Raw genomic sequence first — 17,453 nt, 5'->3', positions numbered from 1 at the left:
GTAGGTATCCCTTTTTTTGCGGATTTGGCAAGGACGTCCCGAATCATGGCTTCTATTAGTTCACTGGCGGGCAAGCCGCTTGATGCTTCCCATTTAACGAATATCCCAGCTCTCGTAGAGGCGTATTATAGCATTAAGCCCGATGCCTCTGTTTCTACGCAGCGTGTATCATTTGGGACGTCCGGCCACCGTGGGACGTCCTTAAATGGAAGCTTTAACGAAAACCATATTTTAGCTATTTGCGAAGCTATTTGCCGTTATAGAAAAAATGAAGGCATTGATGGTCCCTTATTTTTGGGGATTGATACTCATGCCTTATCAGAGCCTGCGCAACGAAGCGCGGTAGAGGTGTTTGCTGCGCATGGCCTAGATCTGCGCATTGATTTTGAGGGTGGTTACACACCGACACCTGTTATTTCCCACGCAATTTTAACATATAATAAAGACCGTACTTCCGGCTTTGCGGATGGGGTTGTTGTTACTCCTTCGCATAATCCTCCGGAAGATGGTGGATTTAAGTATAACCCACCACATGGCGGGCCTGCGGATACTGCGGTTACGCGGATCATCCAAGACATGGCAAATCAATTTTTAGCGGAAGAACTGGAAGGGGTTACGCGTATTTCTTATGAGAATGCGCGCCGAGAGTCATGCGTAAAAGGGTATGACTTCATTACCCCTTATGTTGATGATTTAGCCGCTGTAATTGATATGGATGTTATCCGTGATGCAAATATAAAAATTGGCATTGATCCACTTGGGGGGGCTGCGGTCCGTTACTGGCCACGCATAGTGGAGCAGTACGGTTTAAATGCAGAAATTGTTAGTGACCAAGTAGATGCCACCTTTAGTTTTATGACAGCAGATTGGGATGGAAAGATCCGCATGGATTGTTCTTCCCCTTATGCTATGGCGCGCCTGATAGAGTTAAAAGACCGCTTCGATGTTGCTTTTGCTAACGATACAGATGCAGACAGGCATGGCATCGTTGCTGCGCCTGACGGTTTGATGAATCCTAATCATTATCTCGCTGTTGCCGTGTCGTACCTCTATCGTAACCGACCTGAATGGAAAGCTGATTTAGGTGTTGGCAAAACGCTGGTCAGCAGCGGTTTGATTGACAGAGTAGTTGAAGAGATGGGGCGTACTTTGGTTGAAGTGCCCGTTGGTTTGAAATGGTTTGTTCCTGGCTTAATGGATGGTTCATTGGGCTTTGGTGGCGAAGAAAGTGCAGGCGCAACCTTTTTGAAGCGGGATGGTACAGTTTGGACCACCGATAAAGATGGTATTGTCTTGGACTTGCTCGCAGCAGAAATTACAGCCCGTACGGGTAAAAATCCGAGTGCTCATTATCACGAACTAACATCGCGTTTGGGCACACCTTATTATGCCCGCATCGACGCACCAGCAGACCCCGATCAAAAAGCAAAATTGGCTAAATTGTCACCTGACCAGTTTCCGCTTGATGTGCTCGCAGGAGACCCCGTTACGGCAAAGCTTACCCAAGCTCCGGGCAATGGTGCCTCTATAGGCGGACTCAAAGTGGTGACAAAGAACGGTTGGTTTGCAGCGCGTCCATCAGGGACAGAAAACGTCTACAAAATTTATGCGGAAAGCTTTAAAAGTTTGGATCATCTTTCGACGATTCAAAGCGAAGCTCAACAGGCAATCGCTGAAATTTTCGCTGGCTAACAAACAATTGGTGTGTGACGGAGGCTTTTTTCAAGCCTCCGTCATTACTCATGTGGCGATGTAGTCCAGCAGTGCGTCTACATCTTTCTCACGAGTATCGAAACTCGTTACGAGTCTGATCATGGTCCCGTCTACACCGGCTGGTGTTGGCCAGCGGTAGAAGCCGAAGCCCCCTTTTTCCAGCTTTTGAACGAGGTGTTCAGGCAACGCAATGAAGATCTCATTGCTTTGGGTTGCGTATGGCAGGGTAGCGTTGGGCAGCGCTTGGAGGCCAGTGCTCAAGCGCTGAGCCATAATATTTGCGTGTTGGGCGTTGCGGAGCCAGAGGTTGTTTTTCAATAGCGCAAGCAATTGCGCGCTTAAAAAACGGTGTTTGGACCACAAATGCCCGCTGCGTTTTATCCGGCGCTTAAAATTCTCAACAAATGGCCGCGTACGATCATTTAGAAAGAAGACTACGGCTTCGGCTGCCATGGCGCCGTTCTTGGTGCCGCCAAAAGTCAGAACGTCTACACCAGCTTTCCAGGTTGTTTCCGCAGGCGTGCAACCCAGTGATGCAATGGCGTTACCAAGCCGTGCGCCATCAAGATGGACAGTCAACTTTTCCGCGTGAGCAACTTTGCTTAGGGAGGTTAGGTGATCCGTTTGGTAGACTAGGCCCCATTCACTCGCCTGCGTGAGCGATAATGCTTGAATGGGTGGTGCTAACAGGCCAGCGGCTTTTTTCTCGTTTATGGTGTGTGAAAGTGCACTGGGCTGCATAAGGCCATTACCAGATGGTATGGTAACGATCTTAGCTCCATGCATGAAAAATTCGGGTGCTCCCCCTTCGTCATTTTGAATATGAGCGCTTTCATCACACACAACAGATCCAAAAGGAGAAACCAAGGCGGAAAGGGCGAGACTGTTACTAGCTGTCCCGGTAACAATAGGAAAAACAGCCACTTCGCTTTCAAAGACTTCGCCAAAGCGAGCGTCTAGTGCACTCGTGTATGCATCGTTGCCGTAGGCGGACGCACTGCCATCATTGGCTTCCATAAGTGCTTGCATAACTTCGGGGCAAACCCGAACAACATTGTCACTGGAGAAGTTCTTGCGTATGTCCTCAGGCACGGAAACATCCTTGAAATCGCGACCGTAAGTGTGGTCGAGGTTTTATCGTACCTGTCCTTAGTCTTTTTGTCATCCGGAGCCCCCATATGAGCATTCACTCTCGTGAGCAGGTCGGTCAGCTTATTGACGGTAAAGCCATTGCGCGGGCTTTGACAGAACAAATCGGCCAAGAAGTTACCTCGTTTATTGGACAGGGGAATCCGCTGCCGGGACTGGCGGTGGTGTTGGTCGGTAACGATCCTGCTTCTGAAGTGTATGTTAAGAATAAAGCAATTCAAACGCACCGTGCAGGGATGCGGTCGTTTATGCACATGCTTCCGGAGAGCACGACGCAAGATGAGTTGCTTGACTTGATTGAGCAATTGAACGCGAACCCGCGTATTCACGGAATACTTGTGCAGCTTCCTTTGCCGCGTCAGATCGATCCGGTGGTGGTTACAAACGCTATTGCTCCACATAAAGATGTTGACGGATTGGGAGAAGTAAACGCAGGCCGTCTGGCGTTGGGTACCGAGGGTATTGTGCCTTGCACGCCTTTGGGCTGCCTGATGCTATTAAAATCTGTCCATCAGGACCTTACCGGTAAGCACGCCGTTGTGATTGGAGCGTCAAATTTGGTAGGCAAGCCTATGGCGCAGCTTCTGCTTAAAGAGAACTGCACAGTTTCAGTAGGGCATATCCACACAAAAGACGTCCGGGGGCTTGCTAGAGAAGGTGACCTTCTCGTTGTAGCAACTGGTAAGCATGGATTAGTGCGTGGCGACTGGATCAAACCTGGTGCAACGGTTATCGATGTCGGCATTACCCGTGTTCCAACCCCTGAGGGCCGCACACGACTAGTCGGTGATGTAGCGTTTGATGAAGCGGTTAAGGTAGCGGGGCACATTACCCCGGTTCCCGGTGGCGTCGGGCCAATGACGATAGCTTGTCTGCTGCACAATACCTTACAGGCAGCAAAGGTGACGCAAAAGATTATTCGCGGTTCAGACGTCGGGTAACCGGGCATTTGGGAGCGTTTGAAAGAGTTTCATGAGCAGACTAAAATCTTTGCGAAGCTCTCTCTCAAAAACACGCTCCTTTCTCCTATCATTAAGCGCTTTTTCTGATTTTTGTGCAAAAGATTGGTCCCACTTATTGTCGAGTTGTGGCTATCCAAGGTTTGGATATTATAAATAAACCGAAACAATATACGCTACCCTTAAAACGTGATAAATCTTTCGTAAGTACGCCCTGCATAAGGGTATTATTTTTCTAACGTGCAACGAAAAGATTTTGATAGAGTATGAAAAATAACGGTTTACGGTTTGCTAAGCTTTCTAAAAAAGCTTTTCTTGTAATGGGCTGTACTGTTCTAAGCACCGTAGTTGTTGCAAATAATTCGGTAGCGCAGGGCAAAACACTATCGGACCCAAAGGCGGTGTTTGCCCCGTTTGCTTTGCCGGATTTACCAAACGTATATCGTTCAGGCAGTGGCGTTCCTGGGCCCGGATATTGGCAAAATAAAGTTGATTATACCATCAATGCCCGTTTGGACGCGCCAAAGCACGCTTTAGAGGGTACCGAATATATTGTTTATACAAACAATAGCCCTGATACACTTGATGTTGTGTGGATGCAGTTAGAGCAAAATCATTATCGGAAGGACTCCCGATCGAACGCTGCGGGAGTTGCCGAAGAAGAAACGACGGAAGGGACGGTCTTAGAAACCGTCGCGGATCAGACTGAAGGGAATGAGCACGCTTTATCCTACCTCGTCTCAGACACGCGTGTGCAAATCAAATTACAGAAGCCGCTGCAACCTCACCAACACTTAAAACTGCACATCAAGTGGCATTATACAGTTCCCGGAGTTTGGGGCGGCCGCACAGCTTTTTCTAAAGCACAGGACGGTGACGTTTTTGAAATGGCTCAGTGGTATCCACGCCTCAGCGTTTACGATGATAGACGCGGCTGGAATACACTTCCTTACCTTGAGCAAGAGTTCTTTCTTGAGTACGGCAATTTTGACTACTCCATTACAGTACCGTGGAACTTCACAGTCGTGGGTTCGGGGGCACTGTTGAACCCTAATGACGTTTTAACCGAGACAGAGAAGCGCCGCTTGGCAGAGGCTGGGCATTCCGAGAAAAGAGTCCAGATCAGAGGTCTAGAGGATGTTGAAAATCCACGAAGCCATCTAAAAACATCAGGCGAAGCAACGTGGCATTTTGCGATGCAAAACACCCGCGATGTCTCTTTTGCAGCATCACCTGCATTTTTATGGGATGCTGAGCACATTGATTTGCCAGCTGTTTCTCCGTGGCCAGGGCACCCTGCAGCACCACGGTTGGCAATGTCCGTGTATCCGCGTGAAGGCGTATCGCCCAATGGGTGGGACCGTTCTTCGGATTACGTCAAACACGCAATCGAGTATTTTTCAGCACAATGGTTTGCCTACCCTTGGCCAAATGCGATTAATGTTGGTGGTTATGGTGCCGGAATGGAATATCCCGGCATTGTTTTTGACGGAATGCATGAACGTGACCCACAGCTATTTTGGATTACAACGCACGAGATTGGGCATGACTGGTTTCCTATGATCGTTGGCTCTGACGAGCGTCGTAATGCTTTCATGGACGAGGGTTTTAATACGTTCATAGACGCTTACGCGTCGGATCATTTTAACAAGGGAGAGTTTGCACCGAAGCAAGACCCCGAGTTCTCACCGCAAACCGGAAAACCGGCGTTGGATATTGTCCCCGTTCTGACAGATGCGGCTGCCCCGTCTCTGATGACGGCAGCAGACGAAATTTCAGAAAAATACCGGCATTCCGTTACGTATTTTAAGGGCGCCTACGGCCTGAAATTGCTGAGAGAACAAATTCTGGGTCCTGATCGTTTTGACCGGGCATTTAAACGCTACATTGCAGCGTGGGCCTTCCGTCATCCTTCACCGTCAGATTTTTTCCGGGCTATGGAGAGCGAAGGTGGAGAGGACTTGGGCTGGTTCTGGCGTGGGTGGTATTTCACGAATGCCGCGCCAGATTATGCTGTTAAGTCCGTGCAAATGGACAAAGGCGGGGACGTAAATGTTAGAGTTTTAAATTATGGGACCTTACCGATGCCGGTGCATTTACAACTCAAATGCGCTGATGGGAGTGTGGTGGACCGTACTCTCCCGACGGAATTCTGGCGGCAAAGTAGCGATGTAACCTTAACGGTCCATGTCGGCAAACCCGTTATTTCGGCATCGTTAGACCCCGACCAACTCATACCGGACGTCGATCGCAGCGATAACACCTTAAAAATTACAGCTCCCTAAAAAATCGTTCCCTTCGTCATCAGCCTGTAAGCGCGAGCCTAAGAGTTGATGATGAAGGGTGTTTTGCCGTTTGTGTTTTGAGGGGGGCCTCAGCCGCGGCGATGCTGTCCGAAGATAAGCCTAAAATCATATCATTATTGACGTCGATAAGTGGTTGCAGACTTAATGGTCTCATTAACGCTTCGTTGGAGTGTTTGAGAGACCAAGAACTAAGCGTCAAAAGATCTTGTTTGAGTACACCGCCAAGGGGGCAGTCTGTTCTTTGTAGGCTGCGTAAAAAAATTCCCCAAAGTTTTTGATTATAATGCAGGGCTTGATGCCGCTCATCGGTTGTTTTGGCGGCTATGAGCTGCGCATTAACATGCCGAAGCGCCATGATTTCCGTCTCTCTGTGCGAGAGATAGCCTCCAGACTGGCTTTGATATTGTGACGCCGCGTAATTCACTCTTCATGTGTCCTTATTTAAAACGGCATAAACGGCAATTAGGTGCAAAGGCGTTTTACCTTTGCACCTAGAAGTTTTAGCCGCGGAAGAGGCTCATGATTTGGGAAGATTGAGAATTTGCTATCGAAAGCGACTGAATAGCGAGCTGCTGTTTCGTTTGCAGTGAAGTGAGTTTGGCACTTTCAGCAGCCATGTCCGCATCCGTCAGAGCGCCAACGCCGGATGTCAAAGAATCCGATAGAGATGACGTCGAAGACTGCAATTGCGTTACAGAATTGGTTGCAACACCCATCTTGGCAGAAATGCGTTCAATACTGTTAAGCGCAGCCCCGACCGCCAATTGAACAACAGCAGTGCCACTCGTTTGTGTAGCGGTGGCGGTTGACGAGGCTGTCACACTGCCTGCAGCGCCATTTTGGCCGCTAGCATAAGTGCCAACTTTTACATTTGTTGTTGTCGTATCAAGGTTGCCGCCCGCCAGTGTAATGGAACCATCGTTGTCCGTTTGTGCACCAAAACCAGCATTGTTAATGGCGGTCACAAGTTTAGATTGATTGGCGTTGTTTTGCTGGGTGGTAGAGATCGATGTATCAGTTTTGCTAATATCGACATCGACGATTTTGTTCATTGCCGTAATGTTGCCGTTAGCATCAACGTCACTACCTTTAGCGACGCTATACGTCATGTTGCCTGACGCATCGGCTTGGCTTTGGATGCTGTCGCCGTTTTTGAGTTTGTAGGTGGTCGTCCCATCTGAGCCAACCGTTGCCGAACTAATGGCGCTTTTTCCTGAGGCATCGTTGATGGAAAGCCCCTTGCTGCTGATAGATACGGAATAACCACTATTGGCAGTAAGTGAGTCTGAAATTAGTCCGGTTACTGCAGCGCCAGCTCCAGAGGAATCGCCAGGCTTGCTGTCCAGCACAAATGATGTCGTAACAGCCGGATTGCCGGCTACACCTGCTTTGTTCGCCGCAGATTGGTTCTGTACTTGTAGGACGGTAGCACTGGTGCCTGTGCCAGACAGTGTCCCTATATTGCCAACGCTAACCCCACTCATTGACGAGCTCAGCCCCTCTAAACCCAGCCCTGCTGAAGTCGCATTGAATCCGCTTTGAGTGAAGAGATTCCCGCTGACATCTTGTGCCGCAGAAATGGAGTTGTAAGTAACGCCATTACCCTTCGAGCCGGATAATAAATTAACGCCTTGGAATGTGGCAGTGGTTGCTGCTGAGTCGATGGACTGTAGCGTGCTCTGGATCGCGCTGTTTAGTTTCGATTGATCCATACCATTATTGGCTGCTTGGGTAATGGTGCTAGATAATGTGGTTAGATTGCTGGTGATTGAAGATGTCGCCTGCGTTGCAGTATTCAGTACCTGACCTGCAAATTGCAGTCCGGTGGAAACGCCACTTAAACCAGAAATCTGAGCATTCATGCCTTGGGAAATTGCGTACACAGCAGGGTTGTCCGCCGCTGAATTTACTTTCTTACCCGTCGATACGGCGTTTTGCGTTTTGTCGAGCTCGTTTGACGTTTGATTAAGAGACTGAAGTGCTGCCATTGCAGCTGTATTGGTATTGATTGACATAGACATAGTGCTAACTCCGTAGCTTCATGATGGCCTGACGGAGGATAGGCAAATGGATATTAATAGATTCTGAATTCCATCTTTTTTCCTGTCTTTATGGGTAGAAAAGGAAGGGTGGAAACTCGGTAGTTTTTTACTGCTTGCTGCCCCAGACATGATATGCAAGAAAAGCCCCAATAATTTGGTCATTCTGCGGTGTCGCTGTTCACCCGTTGCGGCCTTTAAACAAAGCTTTAAAACTTCTTTTGGAGTGTAAAGAGACCTTATGGCGCAAGACGATCAGCCCTCCGGTTCGACACCAAAAAAGTCTCACCCTGTCCGCAGGGCTATCCTCATTCTTATTGTACTGTTGATTGTAGTCGGAATCGGTATCTACGTTTTTCTGACACGCAACCAATACAGCACAGACGATGCTTATACTGAAGGCCGCAAAATATCCGTTGCGGCCCACGTTAATGGATACGTCACACGCCTTTTGGTGAATGATAACCAGTTTGTTCATGAAGGAGATGTTTTGTTCACGGTTGATAACCGCGATTACGAAGCAGCTTTGAAAAAGGCACAAGCCGCAGTAGAGCAAGCCAACGCCAATATTGATGCTTACCGATTGCAAGTTGCGGTAGCCCAGAAGAACTTTCCCGGCAAACTCGTAACGGCCAAAGGCAGTCTTGCTGCAGCTCAAGCTCAATTGGTAAAAGCAGAAGCTGATTATCGCCGCCAACGCTCAGTAGCCCGTGCAGCGACATCCCAGCAGGACATCGATACTGCACGTGCTGCCTTGGAAGAGGCACGCGCAAAAGTGCTTCAAGCTGAAGGACAGTTGACCCAAGCAGAGCCTGTTGATGCGAATTTGAGCAACGCTTCCGCCCGGGTGACGCAAGAGCAGGCTTCCTTAGAATCTGCACGTGCGCAGTTGCGCCAAGCCGAGCTCAACATGGAGTGGACACAGGTGCGTGCGCCCCATGATGGCTGGATTGCTGAGCGCAGCATAGAGCAGGGTAATTTTGTCCAGACAGGGCAAAAACTGTTTACGATTGTCCAACCAGAGGTTTGGGTCGTCGCTAATTTCAAAGAGACCCAAATTACGCGCATGCGGAATGGTCAAAAAGTGGACATGAGCGTTGATGCGTACCCGGACCTTAAATTGCATGGGCACATCGATTCTATTCAGCTCGGATCTGGCGAAAATTTCAGCACGTTCCCACCAGAAAATGCGACGGGTAACTTCGTTAAGACTGTCCAGCGTATTCCGGTCAAAATCATTATCGATAACGGTTTGAACCCCCAGATGCCTCTGGCTCTTGGCCTTTCCGTGACACCGACAGTCTATGTGAAGTGAGCCTTAACCATGAGCGCACCAGATTCATCTAAAGAAGAGTGGAAGCCTAAGCATAACCCTTGGTTGATCGCTGTGGTGGTCACAATGGCCGCGTTCATGGAGGTACTCGATACAACAATTGTAAACGTGGCTTTGCCACATATCGCAGGATCTCTCGGCGGGTCGTACGATGACTCGACTTGGGCTCTGACGGCATATCTGGTGGCTAATGGCATCGTCTTGACGATCTCAGGCTGGCTGTCACGTTTGTTTGGACGCAAGCGTTACTTCCTGATTTGCATTGTCATGTTTACGGTGTCGTCGTTCCTGTGCGGTTTGGCGCAATCTCTGCCGATGCTGGTTGTATTTCGTCTCATGCAGGGCTTTTTCGGTGGAGGATTGCAGCCGAGCCAGCAATCAATCATCCTCGATACATTCCCGCCCGAGAAAAGAGGCGCTGCTTTCGGCCTTACGGCTATTGCCACAATCGTTGGCCCAGTGCTTGGGCCTTTGCTTGGCGGCTTTCTAACCGATGATTACTCTTGGCGTTGGGTATTCTTCGTTAATATTCCGTTCGGTATTATTTGTGTCCTGGCAGTTTCGGCTTTGGTCGAGGACCCACCATGGGAGAAGCGCCAGCGCTTACCGATTGATGGCTTGGGTATTGGCCTGATTACCCTTGGATTAGGGTGTTTGGAACTTGCCTGTGACAGAGGCGAAGACGATGACTGGTTCGGCTCGCACTTTATCATTCTGATGGCCGTGCTTGGCATTGTTGGTATCGTGGGCGCAATTTTCTGGATGTTGAAAGCGCGTCAGCCTCTGCTGCGGCTGGAGGTATTCAAAGACCGGAATTTTGCAACCAGCATGCTTCTAATGTCGATGGTTGGCGCCCTGTTATACAGCTCTTCCGTGATTATCCCTCAGTTTGCTCAGCAGGTTCAGGGATATACAGCAACGACTTCCGGACTTCTGCTCGCACCTGGTGGGGCAACAGTGATCGTGCTGATACCAATTGTCGGACAACTGATGAAAGTAATCCCGCTGCGTTACATTATTGCCTTTGGGTTTACTTTGATGGGTTTGTCGATGTTTCAGGCAGCGCACTTAAATCCCAAAATTGATTTTGCAACATTAATCCAGTACCGCGTCACTCAGACAGCGGCTTTGGCGTTCCTGTTTGTGCCTATTTCAACTGTTGCATATTCAACGTTACCGCGCGAACTGAATTCGGATGCATCTGCGCTGTTCAGTATGTGCCGTAACTATCTCGGTTCGCTCGCTATTTCGCTCTCGACCGCTGCTGTTGTTGAAGCCCGTCAAAGGCATCAAAACGATGTTGCTGGCCACATGATCACAGGGCGCCAGCCTTATACGGACTACCTCAACGTAGTGCAAAAAACAGCTCAAGATCACGGGTTAACACCGGCGGCCGCGCACGGTTTTGCAATGCACAAATTGATGGGTGAGTTTACGACGCAAACGGCAATGCTTGCTTATAACGAAGTGTTCCGTTGGATCGGCATTCTGGCCTTAATGGTTGTGCCTCTCTGTGCCCTCTTGGCACCTTCTGTTAAAAAACGGGGCGGTGCCCCAGCGGGGGGCATTGAGGTAGATGCAGGATATTCATAGTACACTGGCTTCAATGGCCGAAAAAACACCGGCCGGCTTGAGCCACGCTCAACGCACATGGCGGATTAACACAATGAACCCCGGCTCCGTTTGTTCAAAGCGGCTTTCGGCGGGGAAAGTAGCTTTTAAGGGGCTGACCGTGAGAGCAATTTCTTATTTGCGTGCCTTATCATCGGGTGCCGCTGTCATGGCTTTGTCAGGTTGTCTGCATGTCGGGCCTGAGTACCACGCACCAAAACCTTGGGCTCCAGAGCATTATAATAACGCTGATAAGCGTTCGCCCATTAGTGACCCGCGCGAAACGGCGTTTTCGGCGCAATGGTGGGATGTATTTCACGACGCAGAACTCACGTCGTTAGAAAACCGCTTGGTACAGCAGAACCTATCATTCCGTCTGGCCACGGCTAATTTGGCGCAAAGCCGCGCCCAACTCATAATGGCCGGAGCAGAGCGGTTCCCTGGTTTGAGCGCTTCGGGGTCCTATCAGCGGAGCCAGTTTAGCTCCAAATTTGCCCAAGAGGCTATTGGGCAGGTGGGTTCAAGCCTAGGAAATGGCGCAATTGGCCAGGCTGCACAGAGAGCTTCCAGCACCACAGAAATCCCGCAATTAGACCAGTGGCGTGACGGCATTGACGCCACTTACGAGATAGATCTCTGGGGGCGTGTGGCACATCAATATGATGCAGCCAAAGCTGACCTTGCGGCTTCTGATGAAGAGCGTCGCGGAGTTCTCATCGCCCAGCAGGCAGATATGGCACGCGCTTATCTGACGCTAAGAGGGGATCAAACACGCCTCCAAGTCTTGGAAGGTAATTTAGCGACATTGAAGCAGTTTCAGTCACTTGCTCAAGCACGCTACCGTGCAGGCTTGGTGTCTGAATTGGACGTCGATGCGGCGCAGGGACGTGTGCACGAAACAGAAAGCCGCATTGCTCAAATGGGGCAGGCTGTTGCACAAGAAGAAAATGCTGTGGCCTTCTTACTTGGCAACGTCCCCGGCAGTTTACACGCTGAACTTTCTGCGCATCCGTTGCCTGTTGTTCCGCCATTTGTGCCGGTGGGTTTGCCCTCCGAGCTCGCACGGCGCCGACCAGACATCCGCGAGGCAGAGGCAAAGCTACGTGGAGCCGTGGCTCAAGTCGGCGAAGCAACAGCCGATTTCTACCCAAAAATTACGATTAGTGCTGATTTCGGTTTCCAAAGCCTTTCATTCCGGGACTTGGGGTTCTGGAATGCCCGCGCATGGAACGTCGGCCCTTCCATCTCGCTGCCTATTTTCCAGGGGGGGCGCTTGCGTGGTCAGCTGGCTCTTAAAGAATACGAACAAAAAGCAGCTGCTATCAACTATCAGAAAACCGTTTTGCAAGCTTGGCACGATGTCGATAACGCTTTGATTGCTTACCGCAGCGAACAGTTAAACCATGAGGGACTTGCGAAGGCTGTAGCTGATAATCAGCGTTCGTTAAGCTTGGCTAAAAGCCAGTATCGCTCCGGGCTGACCACGTATTTGAATGTTTTGAACGCCCAGACCCAATTACAATCTTCTCAGCTCTCTCTTGCTGAAAGTGACTGCTCCATCGCAACCGATCTTGCCCGTCTTTACAATGCTCTAGGCGGAGGATGGGAGAGCGTTCTGCCAGAAAGTGATTTGTCCAAACGGCCTTTATCGGCCGTGTCACCGGGGCCCTAATAAACAAAGAGTTATACTTGGCCCTTGGCTTTTTATTGCTAAGGCCAATTTACATGTTATCTAGGTAACAAGGTTTTTTCTTTTCTGCATGGGTAAACAAGATCGTGCTGCCAAACTTGACTGACCCTAACCTACCGGCGCGTATTCTCGTTGTTGAAGACGATGCAGGAATGCGCACTTTGATACTGCGCGCTTTACAAGGGGCGGGTTTCCGTGTTCGCGGCGTCGCGTGCGGTGATGAAATGTGGGAAGCTCTGGAGCTGGCCCCAGTGGACCTCATCATCATGGACGTCATGCTGCCGGGCAGCAACGGCGTAGAACTGTGCCGTTCTTTGCGGAGTGGTCAAGCCGTCACACACCCGGGTGAATCTCCAACCGCGCAGTTGCCGATCATTATGGTCTCGGCCCGCGGCGAAGAGCGTGATCGTGTCAACGGGCTGGAATCTGGTGCGGATGACTACGTGCCTAAACCTTTTGGGCAGCGTGAACTCCTAGCGCGTGTCCGTGCAGCTCTACGGCGCGGCAGCGTGGGCACAGTACAAGAGCCTACACGCCGCGAGCGCTTAAAGTTCGCGGGTTGGACGCTCGATTTGCGTCGCCGGGAATTGGTCGACCCAGCAGGTGTGACAGTCGATATTTCTGGCGCTGAACACGACCTGTTAACGAGCTTTTTAGATAACCCACAGCGCGTTATTGCCCGTGACAGGCTGCTTGAGCTGTCGCGTACTCGGCTAGGGGACGTATCCGACCGTAGTATCGACGTTCTCGTAAGTCGCCTGCGCCGTAAACTCGGCGGTGATGCTGAGCACCTGATCAGAACGGTGCGCGGTTTGGGCTATATTTTCGTCGCCGAAGTGGAACGAGTCTGAAACTCTTCGAGCGCTTCATGTTTTGGCCACTGGGCCTTGTCGGGCGTGTAAGCGTCGTCATGGTGGTGGCTGTTGTGTTGGTCTTTATGGCCAACACAGTTTTCTACAATGAAGCTGAATCTTTCATTGTTAACGATGTCAGGTTTGTTCAGTTGGGTGATGCCCTGAACACTGACTTACGCGTGTTGTCTTCGGCTCCACCTAACCAGCGATCTTTCTTGGCAGTTGTGCTGTCAGGCAGTGAGCTTGATGTTTCGTGGGAAGCGCACGCTGATTTGCCGAACCTTCCTAATCTTCCGCAGCACCATAGCGTTTCGCTCCAGCGACTAGTGCACCGTCTTTCCAAAGACTATGCTCCGCTCGCAAAAGCACGGCTTGACCTGTATACCTTAACGCCGAACGCTACGGACGTGCTCGGTACAGCCACTCTGCCAGATGGCAGCGTTATGCGGTACCGCGTTCCGGGGTTGATGCAACGCCACACCTTCACACGTGGGTTGGCCGCTGCGGCCATTACTGCAGGAGCTGTAAGCATAGCAGCAGCCATGCTTATACAGGGGCTAAGCCTTCCGCTCCGGGCCTTGAGCGCGGCCGCTGAACGGGTTGGCAGCAATGAAGAATGGACACCGCTCCCCGAGCGTGGTCCGCGTGAAGTGCGCGGTGTTGTGCATACCATTAATGCGATGCAGACGCGTATTCAGAGCTTATTGGATGACCGCACACAAGCGCTTGCAGCAGTGTCGCATGATTTGCGTACGCCTTTAACGCGTTTGAGGCTGCGATCAGGCTTTTTAAATGACGAAGAGGCGCAAGCCGCGATTGAAGCCGATCTTGATGAAATGGAAACGATGGTGAATGGCGTTCTGGCGTATTTGTCAGGCGTTAATGACCCAGAAACCGCCCGTGCTACAGACATCGTCGCTACGGTTTTTACATTGGTGGACGACTTCTCAGATATGGGGCGTGACGCTCGCTACGAAGGCCCGGAGCATTTACGAATCACGGTGCGCCCGTTGGCTATGAAGCGGGTTCTTTCAAACCTGATAGAAAATGGTTTGAATTATGGCGGGCGTGTTTTGGTAGAAATTGCAGAAACAAAACAGGGCTGGGTAGACATTCAAGTTAGCGACAACGGTCCGGGTATTCCTGAAAGTGAGCGTGAGCGTGTGCTGACGCCATTTTATCGGCTTGAAGGGTCTCGCTCCCGGCAGACGGGAGGGATCGGTCTCGGTTTGGCTATCGTGTTGCGTGAAGTTCAGCGCGAAGGCGGCACGTTCCGCCTCGGTCAAGGCGACGTGCATAAAGGCTATGGTGGGCTTTGCGCCATGATTTCACTGCCGTATGAGAAAGACGCTACGAAAGAGCACCAGATTTAGTCCTAATTATTTCCCTCCCGCCTCTTGCGTCTCTACGCGAAACGGCACATTTGACGAAGACGTGTTGAGAAGGACGAACGACGCATGTTCATCGAAACTGAAGATACCCCCAACCCTGAGACCCTGAAGTTTCTGCCAGGCCGCGCGGTCATGGGGGACGCAGGCACAGCTGATTTTGGCGACGCAGCTTCCACCGAGGGTTCGTCTGAACTCGCTGGTGCATTGTTTGCTCAGTCAGACGTGCGCCGTGTCTTTTTGGGCAATGACTTTGTATCAGTGACGAAACAGGCGGATGCTGAATGGCATACTCTGAAGCCTGTGTTGCTTGGAATACTGACCGAGTTCTTTGAATCGAACCGTCCCGTATTCGTCGAAGGTAAGATTGCTCCTGCAGTAGATACGGCGATCCCTGAAGAGGATAGTGAGACCGTACTGCGCATCCGTGATTTGCTTGACGAACGTGTACGTCCAGCTGTTGCGAGTGACGGTGGCGACATTGTGTTTCGCGGATATCGTGATGGTATCGTATATCTCAGCATGCAGGGTGCATGTTCTGGCTGTCCGTCGTCACGGGCTACCTTGAAGCATGGTGTTGAAAATATGCTCCGTCATTACGTTCCAGAGGTTGTGGCGGTTGAGCAGGTCGAGGATTGATTAATGACTGAGCTGGGGGTGCTGCCCGCTGAGGCTTCTGTTTTGGTAAATGCCCGTACGGCAACGTCGTTTTCGTCTCGTCCAGTCTCGGAAGAGGTACTGCGACAGCTTTACGACGTTGTGAAGATGGGGCCAACTTCAGGAAACTGCTCCCCCGCTCGGTTTGTGTTTTTGACAACGCCGGAGGCACGCGAGCGTATTAAGCCTTGCTTGTCGCCCGGCAATGTCGAGCGTGCCATGGCTGCGCCCGTCCTTGCTGTTGTGTGCCATGACCCCTTGTTTTTCGAGGCTCTGTCGCGCCTTGGCGCAGACGACACATTGCGGGACTGGTTCGCTGCGGATGTTGGGCTGTCTGAAGAAACATCGTTCCGTAACGGAACGCTGCAAGGCGGATACCTCATCCTCGCTGCCCGCATGCTCGGCCTGGATGTTATGCCAATGTCCGGGTTTGACGCATTCTCTCTTGAAGACACTCTGCTTGCCGGGAAGGGGTGGCGTGCCAACTTCTTGCTTGGTTTAGGCTATCCAGCAGAGAATGTACCACACCCTGACCACGCACCGCCTCGAGCACCGCGCCTGAGCTTTGAAGAAGCTTGTTTTTGCTTGTCCTAACATTCGACCAAGACTGAAGATAGAATGAAGACCATTGTGTTCAATGGCGCTGGTGCGGGACTACAGCCCACTAACTTGGTTGCTCTCCTCGATAATGGCGTTCTGGTTGCAGAAACCGTCCTGACCGGACGAGGAGCATCTGAGCATTTTGCTCCAACGCTACGCTCTTTGCTGCGTGAGGTGGAAGAAACAACAGGGCAAGCTTTTGTACCGGATAAGGTTGTTGCTGTTGTCGGGCCAGGCTCGTTTACGGGGCTAAGGGCGTCTTTAGCCTTGGCGGCTGGTATTGCTGCGGGCCATAATTGCCCAGCAGTGGGGGTTACTCTGGGGGCGGCGCTTCGTTCCACCATTGGGCGCTCTGACGTTGTGTGCGTGAGTGTGGCGCGTAGAGGGCGTTTTTTCATTGACCCGCCTAACGGCCCTGTTTTCGCCTCTCAAGAAGATGCTCTTGATGCTTCCTCTTGGGGTGCTGTTATGGGGGATGCCGTAGACGGTGGGCGTACTTGGCCGTGTCCATCGTTTCCCGTGTTAGCGCCGTCAGCGCTGGGTATCGTTCGTGCTTCTGAGTGTGACGCGACGCATGCCTTGTCGCCCTTGTATGTAGATCCGCCGGAAGCAAAACCCCCAGCAGCTGGACTGCGTCCGGCACCTGTCTAATGTCCGTTCCCAAGCCCAGCTTTGATCTTCTCTCCTGTGGAGCGGAGGCAGCCCAAGTCCTTGCTGAACTCCATGCTGAGATTTTCGCTGGTGGTGAAGTCTGGAATGCGCAGGCTTTCAGCGAAATTTTCAGTATCCCCGGAACGCAGGCATATCTCGCATGTGATGGAGATGTGCCTCTAGGGCTAATTTTATATCGCGTTATCGCAGGGGAAGTAGAAATACTGACCATTGGTACAGTAACCAGCGCAAGGCGGCGGGGTGTGGCAAGTGGCCTTGTAAAGGCGGTTCAAAAATACGGAACAATATTTCTTGAGGTGTCTGTGCAGAATCAGTCTGCATTATCACTTTACTCGAATCTGGGATTTACTGTCATAGGACGCAGGAAGAGGTACTACCGCGATGGAAGTGATGCGTCAGTTTTAAGTTTGTAAAATATTAAAAAACAGAAAAAAAACGCTTCCAACATTATCAGGAAAAATAAATTTTTACGGTTTGTATGA

At 50.9% G+C, this 17,453-nt stretch carries 15 protein-coding genes; 12 read left to right on the top strand and 3 right to left on the bottom strand.

Going from position 1 to position 17,453, the window contains the following annotated elements:
- Positions 1-45: 45 nt before the first annotated feature.
- Positions 46-1,692, top strand: a complete 1,647-nt coding sequence (gene pgm / locus D5366_RS03360; RefSeq protein ID WP_141492287.1) for a phosphoglucomutase (alpha-D-glucose-1,6-bisphosphate-dependent) — start codon at positions 46-48, stop codon at positions 1,690-1,692.
- Between the two features lie 48 nt (positions 1,693-1,740).
- Here the strand turns inward: pgm and D5366_RS03355 are convergent, their stop codons facing one another.
- Complete coding sequence (locus tag D5366_RS03355; protein WP_240775323.1) at positions 1,741-2,805, bottom strand: threonine aldolase family protein; 1,065 nt, start codon at positions 2,803-2,805, stop codon at positions 1,741-1,743.
- A gap of 86 nt (positions 2,806-2,891) precedes the next feature.
- Here D5366_RS03355 and folD point away from each other — a divergent pair, with 86 nt between their 5' ends.
- Together folD and D5366_RS03345 are read left to right on the top strand one after the other, a co-directional pair.
- Positions 2,892-3,803 (top strand): bifunctional methylenetetrahydrofolate dehydrogenase/methenyltetrahydrofolate cyclohydrolase FolD, encoded by a 912-nt coding sequence (gene folD, locus D5366_RS03350; protein WP_141492286.1) that lies wholly within the window; start codon positions 2,892-2,894, stop codon positions 3,801-3,803.
- A gap of 338 nt (positions 3,804-4,141) precedes the next feature.
- The gene (locus D5366_RS03345) at positions 4,142-6,106 is read left to right on the top strand and encodes a M1 family metallopeptidase (protein WP_141493795.1); all 1,965 of its coding nucleotides are present in this window, start codon (positions 4,142-4,144) and stop codon (positions 6,104-6,106) included.
- Positions 6,107-6,125: 19 nt separating this feature from the next.
- Here the strand turns inward: D5366_RS03345 and D5366_RS03340 are convergent, their stop codons facing one another.
- Positions 6,126-6,482 carry a flagellar biosynthesis regulator FlaF gene (locus D5366_RS03340; protein WP_240775322.1) on the bottom strand — a complete coding sequence of 119 codons (357 nt, stop codon included), beginning with the start codon at positions 6,480-6,482 and terminating at the stop codon, positions 6,126-6,128.
- Positions 6,483-6,627: 145 nt separating this feature from the next.
- Positions 6,628-8,148, bottom strand: a complete 1,521-nt coding sequence (locus tag D5366_RS03335; RefSeq protein WP_141492284.1) for a flagellin N-terminal helical domain-containing protein — start codon at positions 8,146-8,148, stop codon at positions 6,628-6,630.
- A gap of 259 nt (positions 8,149-8,407) precedes the next feature.
- Between D5366_RS03335 and D5366_RS03330 the strand changes: the two genes are divergently transcribed.
- The 9 genes from D5366_RS03330 to D5366_RS03290 all read left to right on the top strand — a co-directional run bounded on the left by D5366_RS03330 (position 8,408) and on the right by D5366_RS03290 (position 17,384).
- Entirely contained in the window at positions 8,408-9,481 is a 1,074-nt protein-coding gene (locus tag D5366_RS03330) for an HlyD family secretion protein (protein ID WP_141492283.1), read from the top strand.
- 9 nt (positions 9,482-9,490) lie between these two features.
- Complete coding sequence (locus tag D5366_RS03325; RefSeq protein ID WP_141492282.1) at positions 9,491-11,092, top strand: DHA2 family efflux MFS transporter permease subunit; 1,602 nt, start codon at positions 9,491-9,493, stop codon at positions 11,090-11,092.
- 187 nt (positions 11,093-11,279) lie between these two features.
- Positions 11,280-12,782: an efflux transporter outer membrane subunit gene (locus tag D5366_RS03320; RefSeq protein WP_456306631.1), complete on the top strand. Its 1,503-nt coding sequence runs from the start codon at positions 11,280-11,282 to the stop codon at positions 12,780-12,782.
- A 104-nt stretch (positions 12,783-12,886) separates the two neighbouring features.
- Entirely contained in the window at positions 12,887-13,651 is a 765-nt protein-coding gene (locus tag D5366_RS03315; protein WP_141492281.1) for a response regulator, read from the top strand.
- 17 nt (positions 13,652-13,668) lie between these two features.
- Entirely contained in the window at positions 13,669-15,027 is a 1,359-nt protein-coding gene (locus D5366_RS03310; RefSeq protein ID WP_141492280.1) for an ATP-binding protein, read from the top strand.
- Positions 15,028-15,111: 84 nt separating this feature from the next.
- The gene (locus D5366_RS03305) at positions 15,112-15,681 is read left to right on the top strand and encodes a NifU family protein (protein WP_141492279.1); all 570 of its coding nucleotides are present in this window, start codon (positions 15,112-15,114) and stop codon (positions 15,679-15,681) included.
- A gap of 3 nt (positions 15,682-15,684) precedes the next feature.
- Positions 15,685-16,293: a malonic semialdehyde reductase gene (locus D5366_RS03300; RefSeq protein ID WP_141492278.1), complete on the top strand. Its 609-nt coding sequence runs from the start codon at positions 15,685-15,687 to the stop codon at positions 16,291-16,293.
- 24 nt (positions 16,294-16,317) lie between these two features.
- Entirely contained in the window at positions 16,318-16,950 is a 633-nt protein-coding gene (locus D5366_RS03295) for a tRNA (adenosine(37)-N6)-threonylcarbamoyltransferase complex dimerization subunit type 1 TsaB (RefSeq protein ID WP_240775320.1), read from the top strand.
- Entirely contained in the window at positions 16,950-17,384 is a 435-nt protein-coding gene (locus D5366_RS03290; RefSeq protein WP_141492277.1) for a GNAT family N-acetyltransferase, read from the top strand. The genes D5366_RS03295 and D5366_RS03290 overlap by 1 nt, the downstream gene beginning before the upstream one ends.
- Positions 17,385-17,453: the final 69 nt, after the last annotated feature.

Source organism: Neokomagataea tanensis (assembly GCF_006542335.1).
In the GTDB taxonomy this organism is placed as follows: Bacteria; Pseudomonadota; Alphaproteobacteria; order Acetobacterales; family Acetobacteraceae; genus Gluconobacter; species Gluconobacter tanensis.
This window is presented reverse-complemented; position numbering and strand designations above follow the sequence as displayed.

Bases quoted from the DNA above. Each gene is read 5' to 3' on its own strand.
- D5366_RS03310 (WP_141492280.1), top strand. From the start codon at position 13,669: ATGTTTTGGCCACTGGGCCTTGTCGGGCGTGTAAGCGTCGTCATGGTG.
- folD (WP_141492286.1), top strand. From the start codon at position 2,892: ATGAGCATTCACTCTCGTGAGCAGGTCGGTCAGCTTATTGACGGTAAA.
- D5366_RS03295 (WP_240775320.1), top strand. From the start codon at position 16,318: ATGAAGACCATTGTGTTCAATGGCGCTGGTGCGGGACTACAGCCCACT.
- D5366_RS03305 (WP_141492279.1), top strand. From the start codon at position 15,112: ATGTTCATCGAAACTGAAGATACCCCCAACCCTGAGACCCTGAAGTTT.
- D5366_RS03325 (WP_141492282.1), top strand. From the start codon at position 9,491: ATGAGCGCACCAGATTCATCTAAAGAAGAGTGGAAGCCTAAGCATAAC.
- pgm (WP_141492287.1), top strand. From the start codon at position 46: ATGGCTTCTATTAGTTCACTGGCGGGCAAGCCGCTTGATGCTTCCCAT.
- D5366_RS03320 (WP_456306631.1), top strand. From the start codon at position 11,280: ATGGCTTTGTCAGGTTGTCTGCATGTCGGGCCTGAGTACCACGCACCA.
- D5366_RS03290 (WP_141492277.1), top strand. From the start codon at position 16,950: ATGTCCGTTCCCAAGCCCAGCTTTGATCTTCTCTCCTGTGGAGCGGAG.
- D5366_RS03340 (WP_240775322.1), bottom strand. From the start codon at position 6,482: ATGGCGCTTCGGCATGTTAATGCGCAGCTCATAGCCGCCAAAACAACC.
- D5366_RS03300 (WP_141492278.1), top strand. From the start codon at position 15,685: ATGACTGAGCTGGGGGTGCTGCCCGCTGAGGCTTCTGTTTTGGTAAAT.
- D5366_RS03335 (WP_141492284.1), bottom strand. From the start codon at position 8,148: ATGTCTATGTCAATCAATACCAATACAGCTGCAATGGCAGCACTTCAG.
- D5366_RS03345 (WP_141493795.1), top strand. From the start codon at position 4,142: ATGGGCTGTACTGTTCTAAGCACCGTAGTTGTTGCAAATAATTCGGTA.
- D5366_RS03330 (WP_141492283.1), top strand. From the start codon at position 8,408: ATGGCGCAAGACGATCAGCCCTCCGGTTCGACACCAAAAAAGTCTCAC.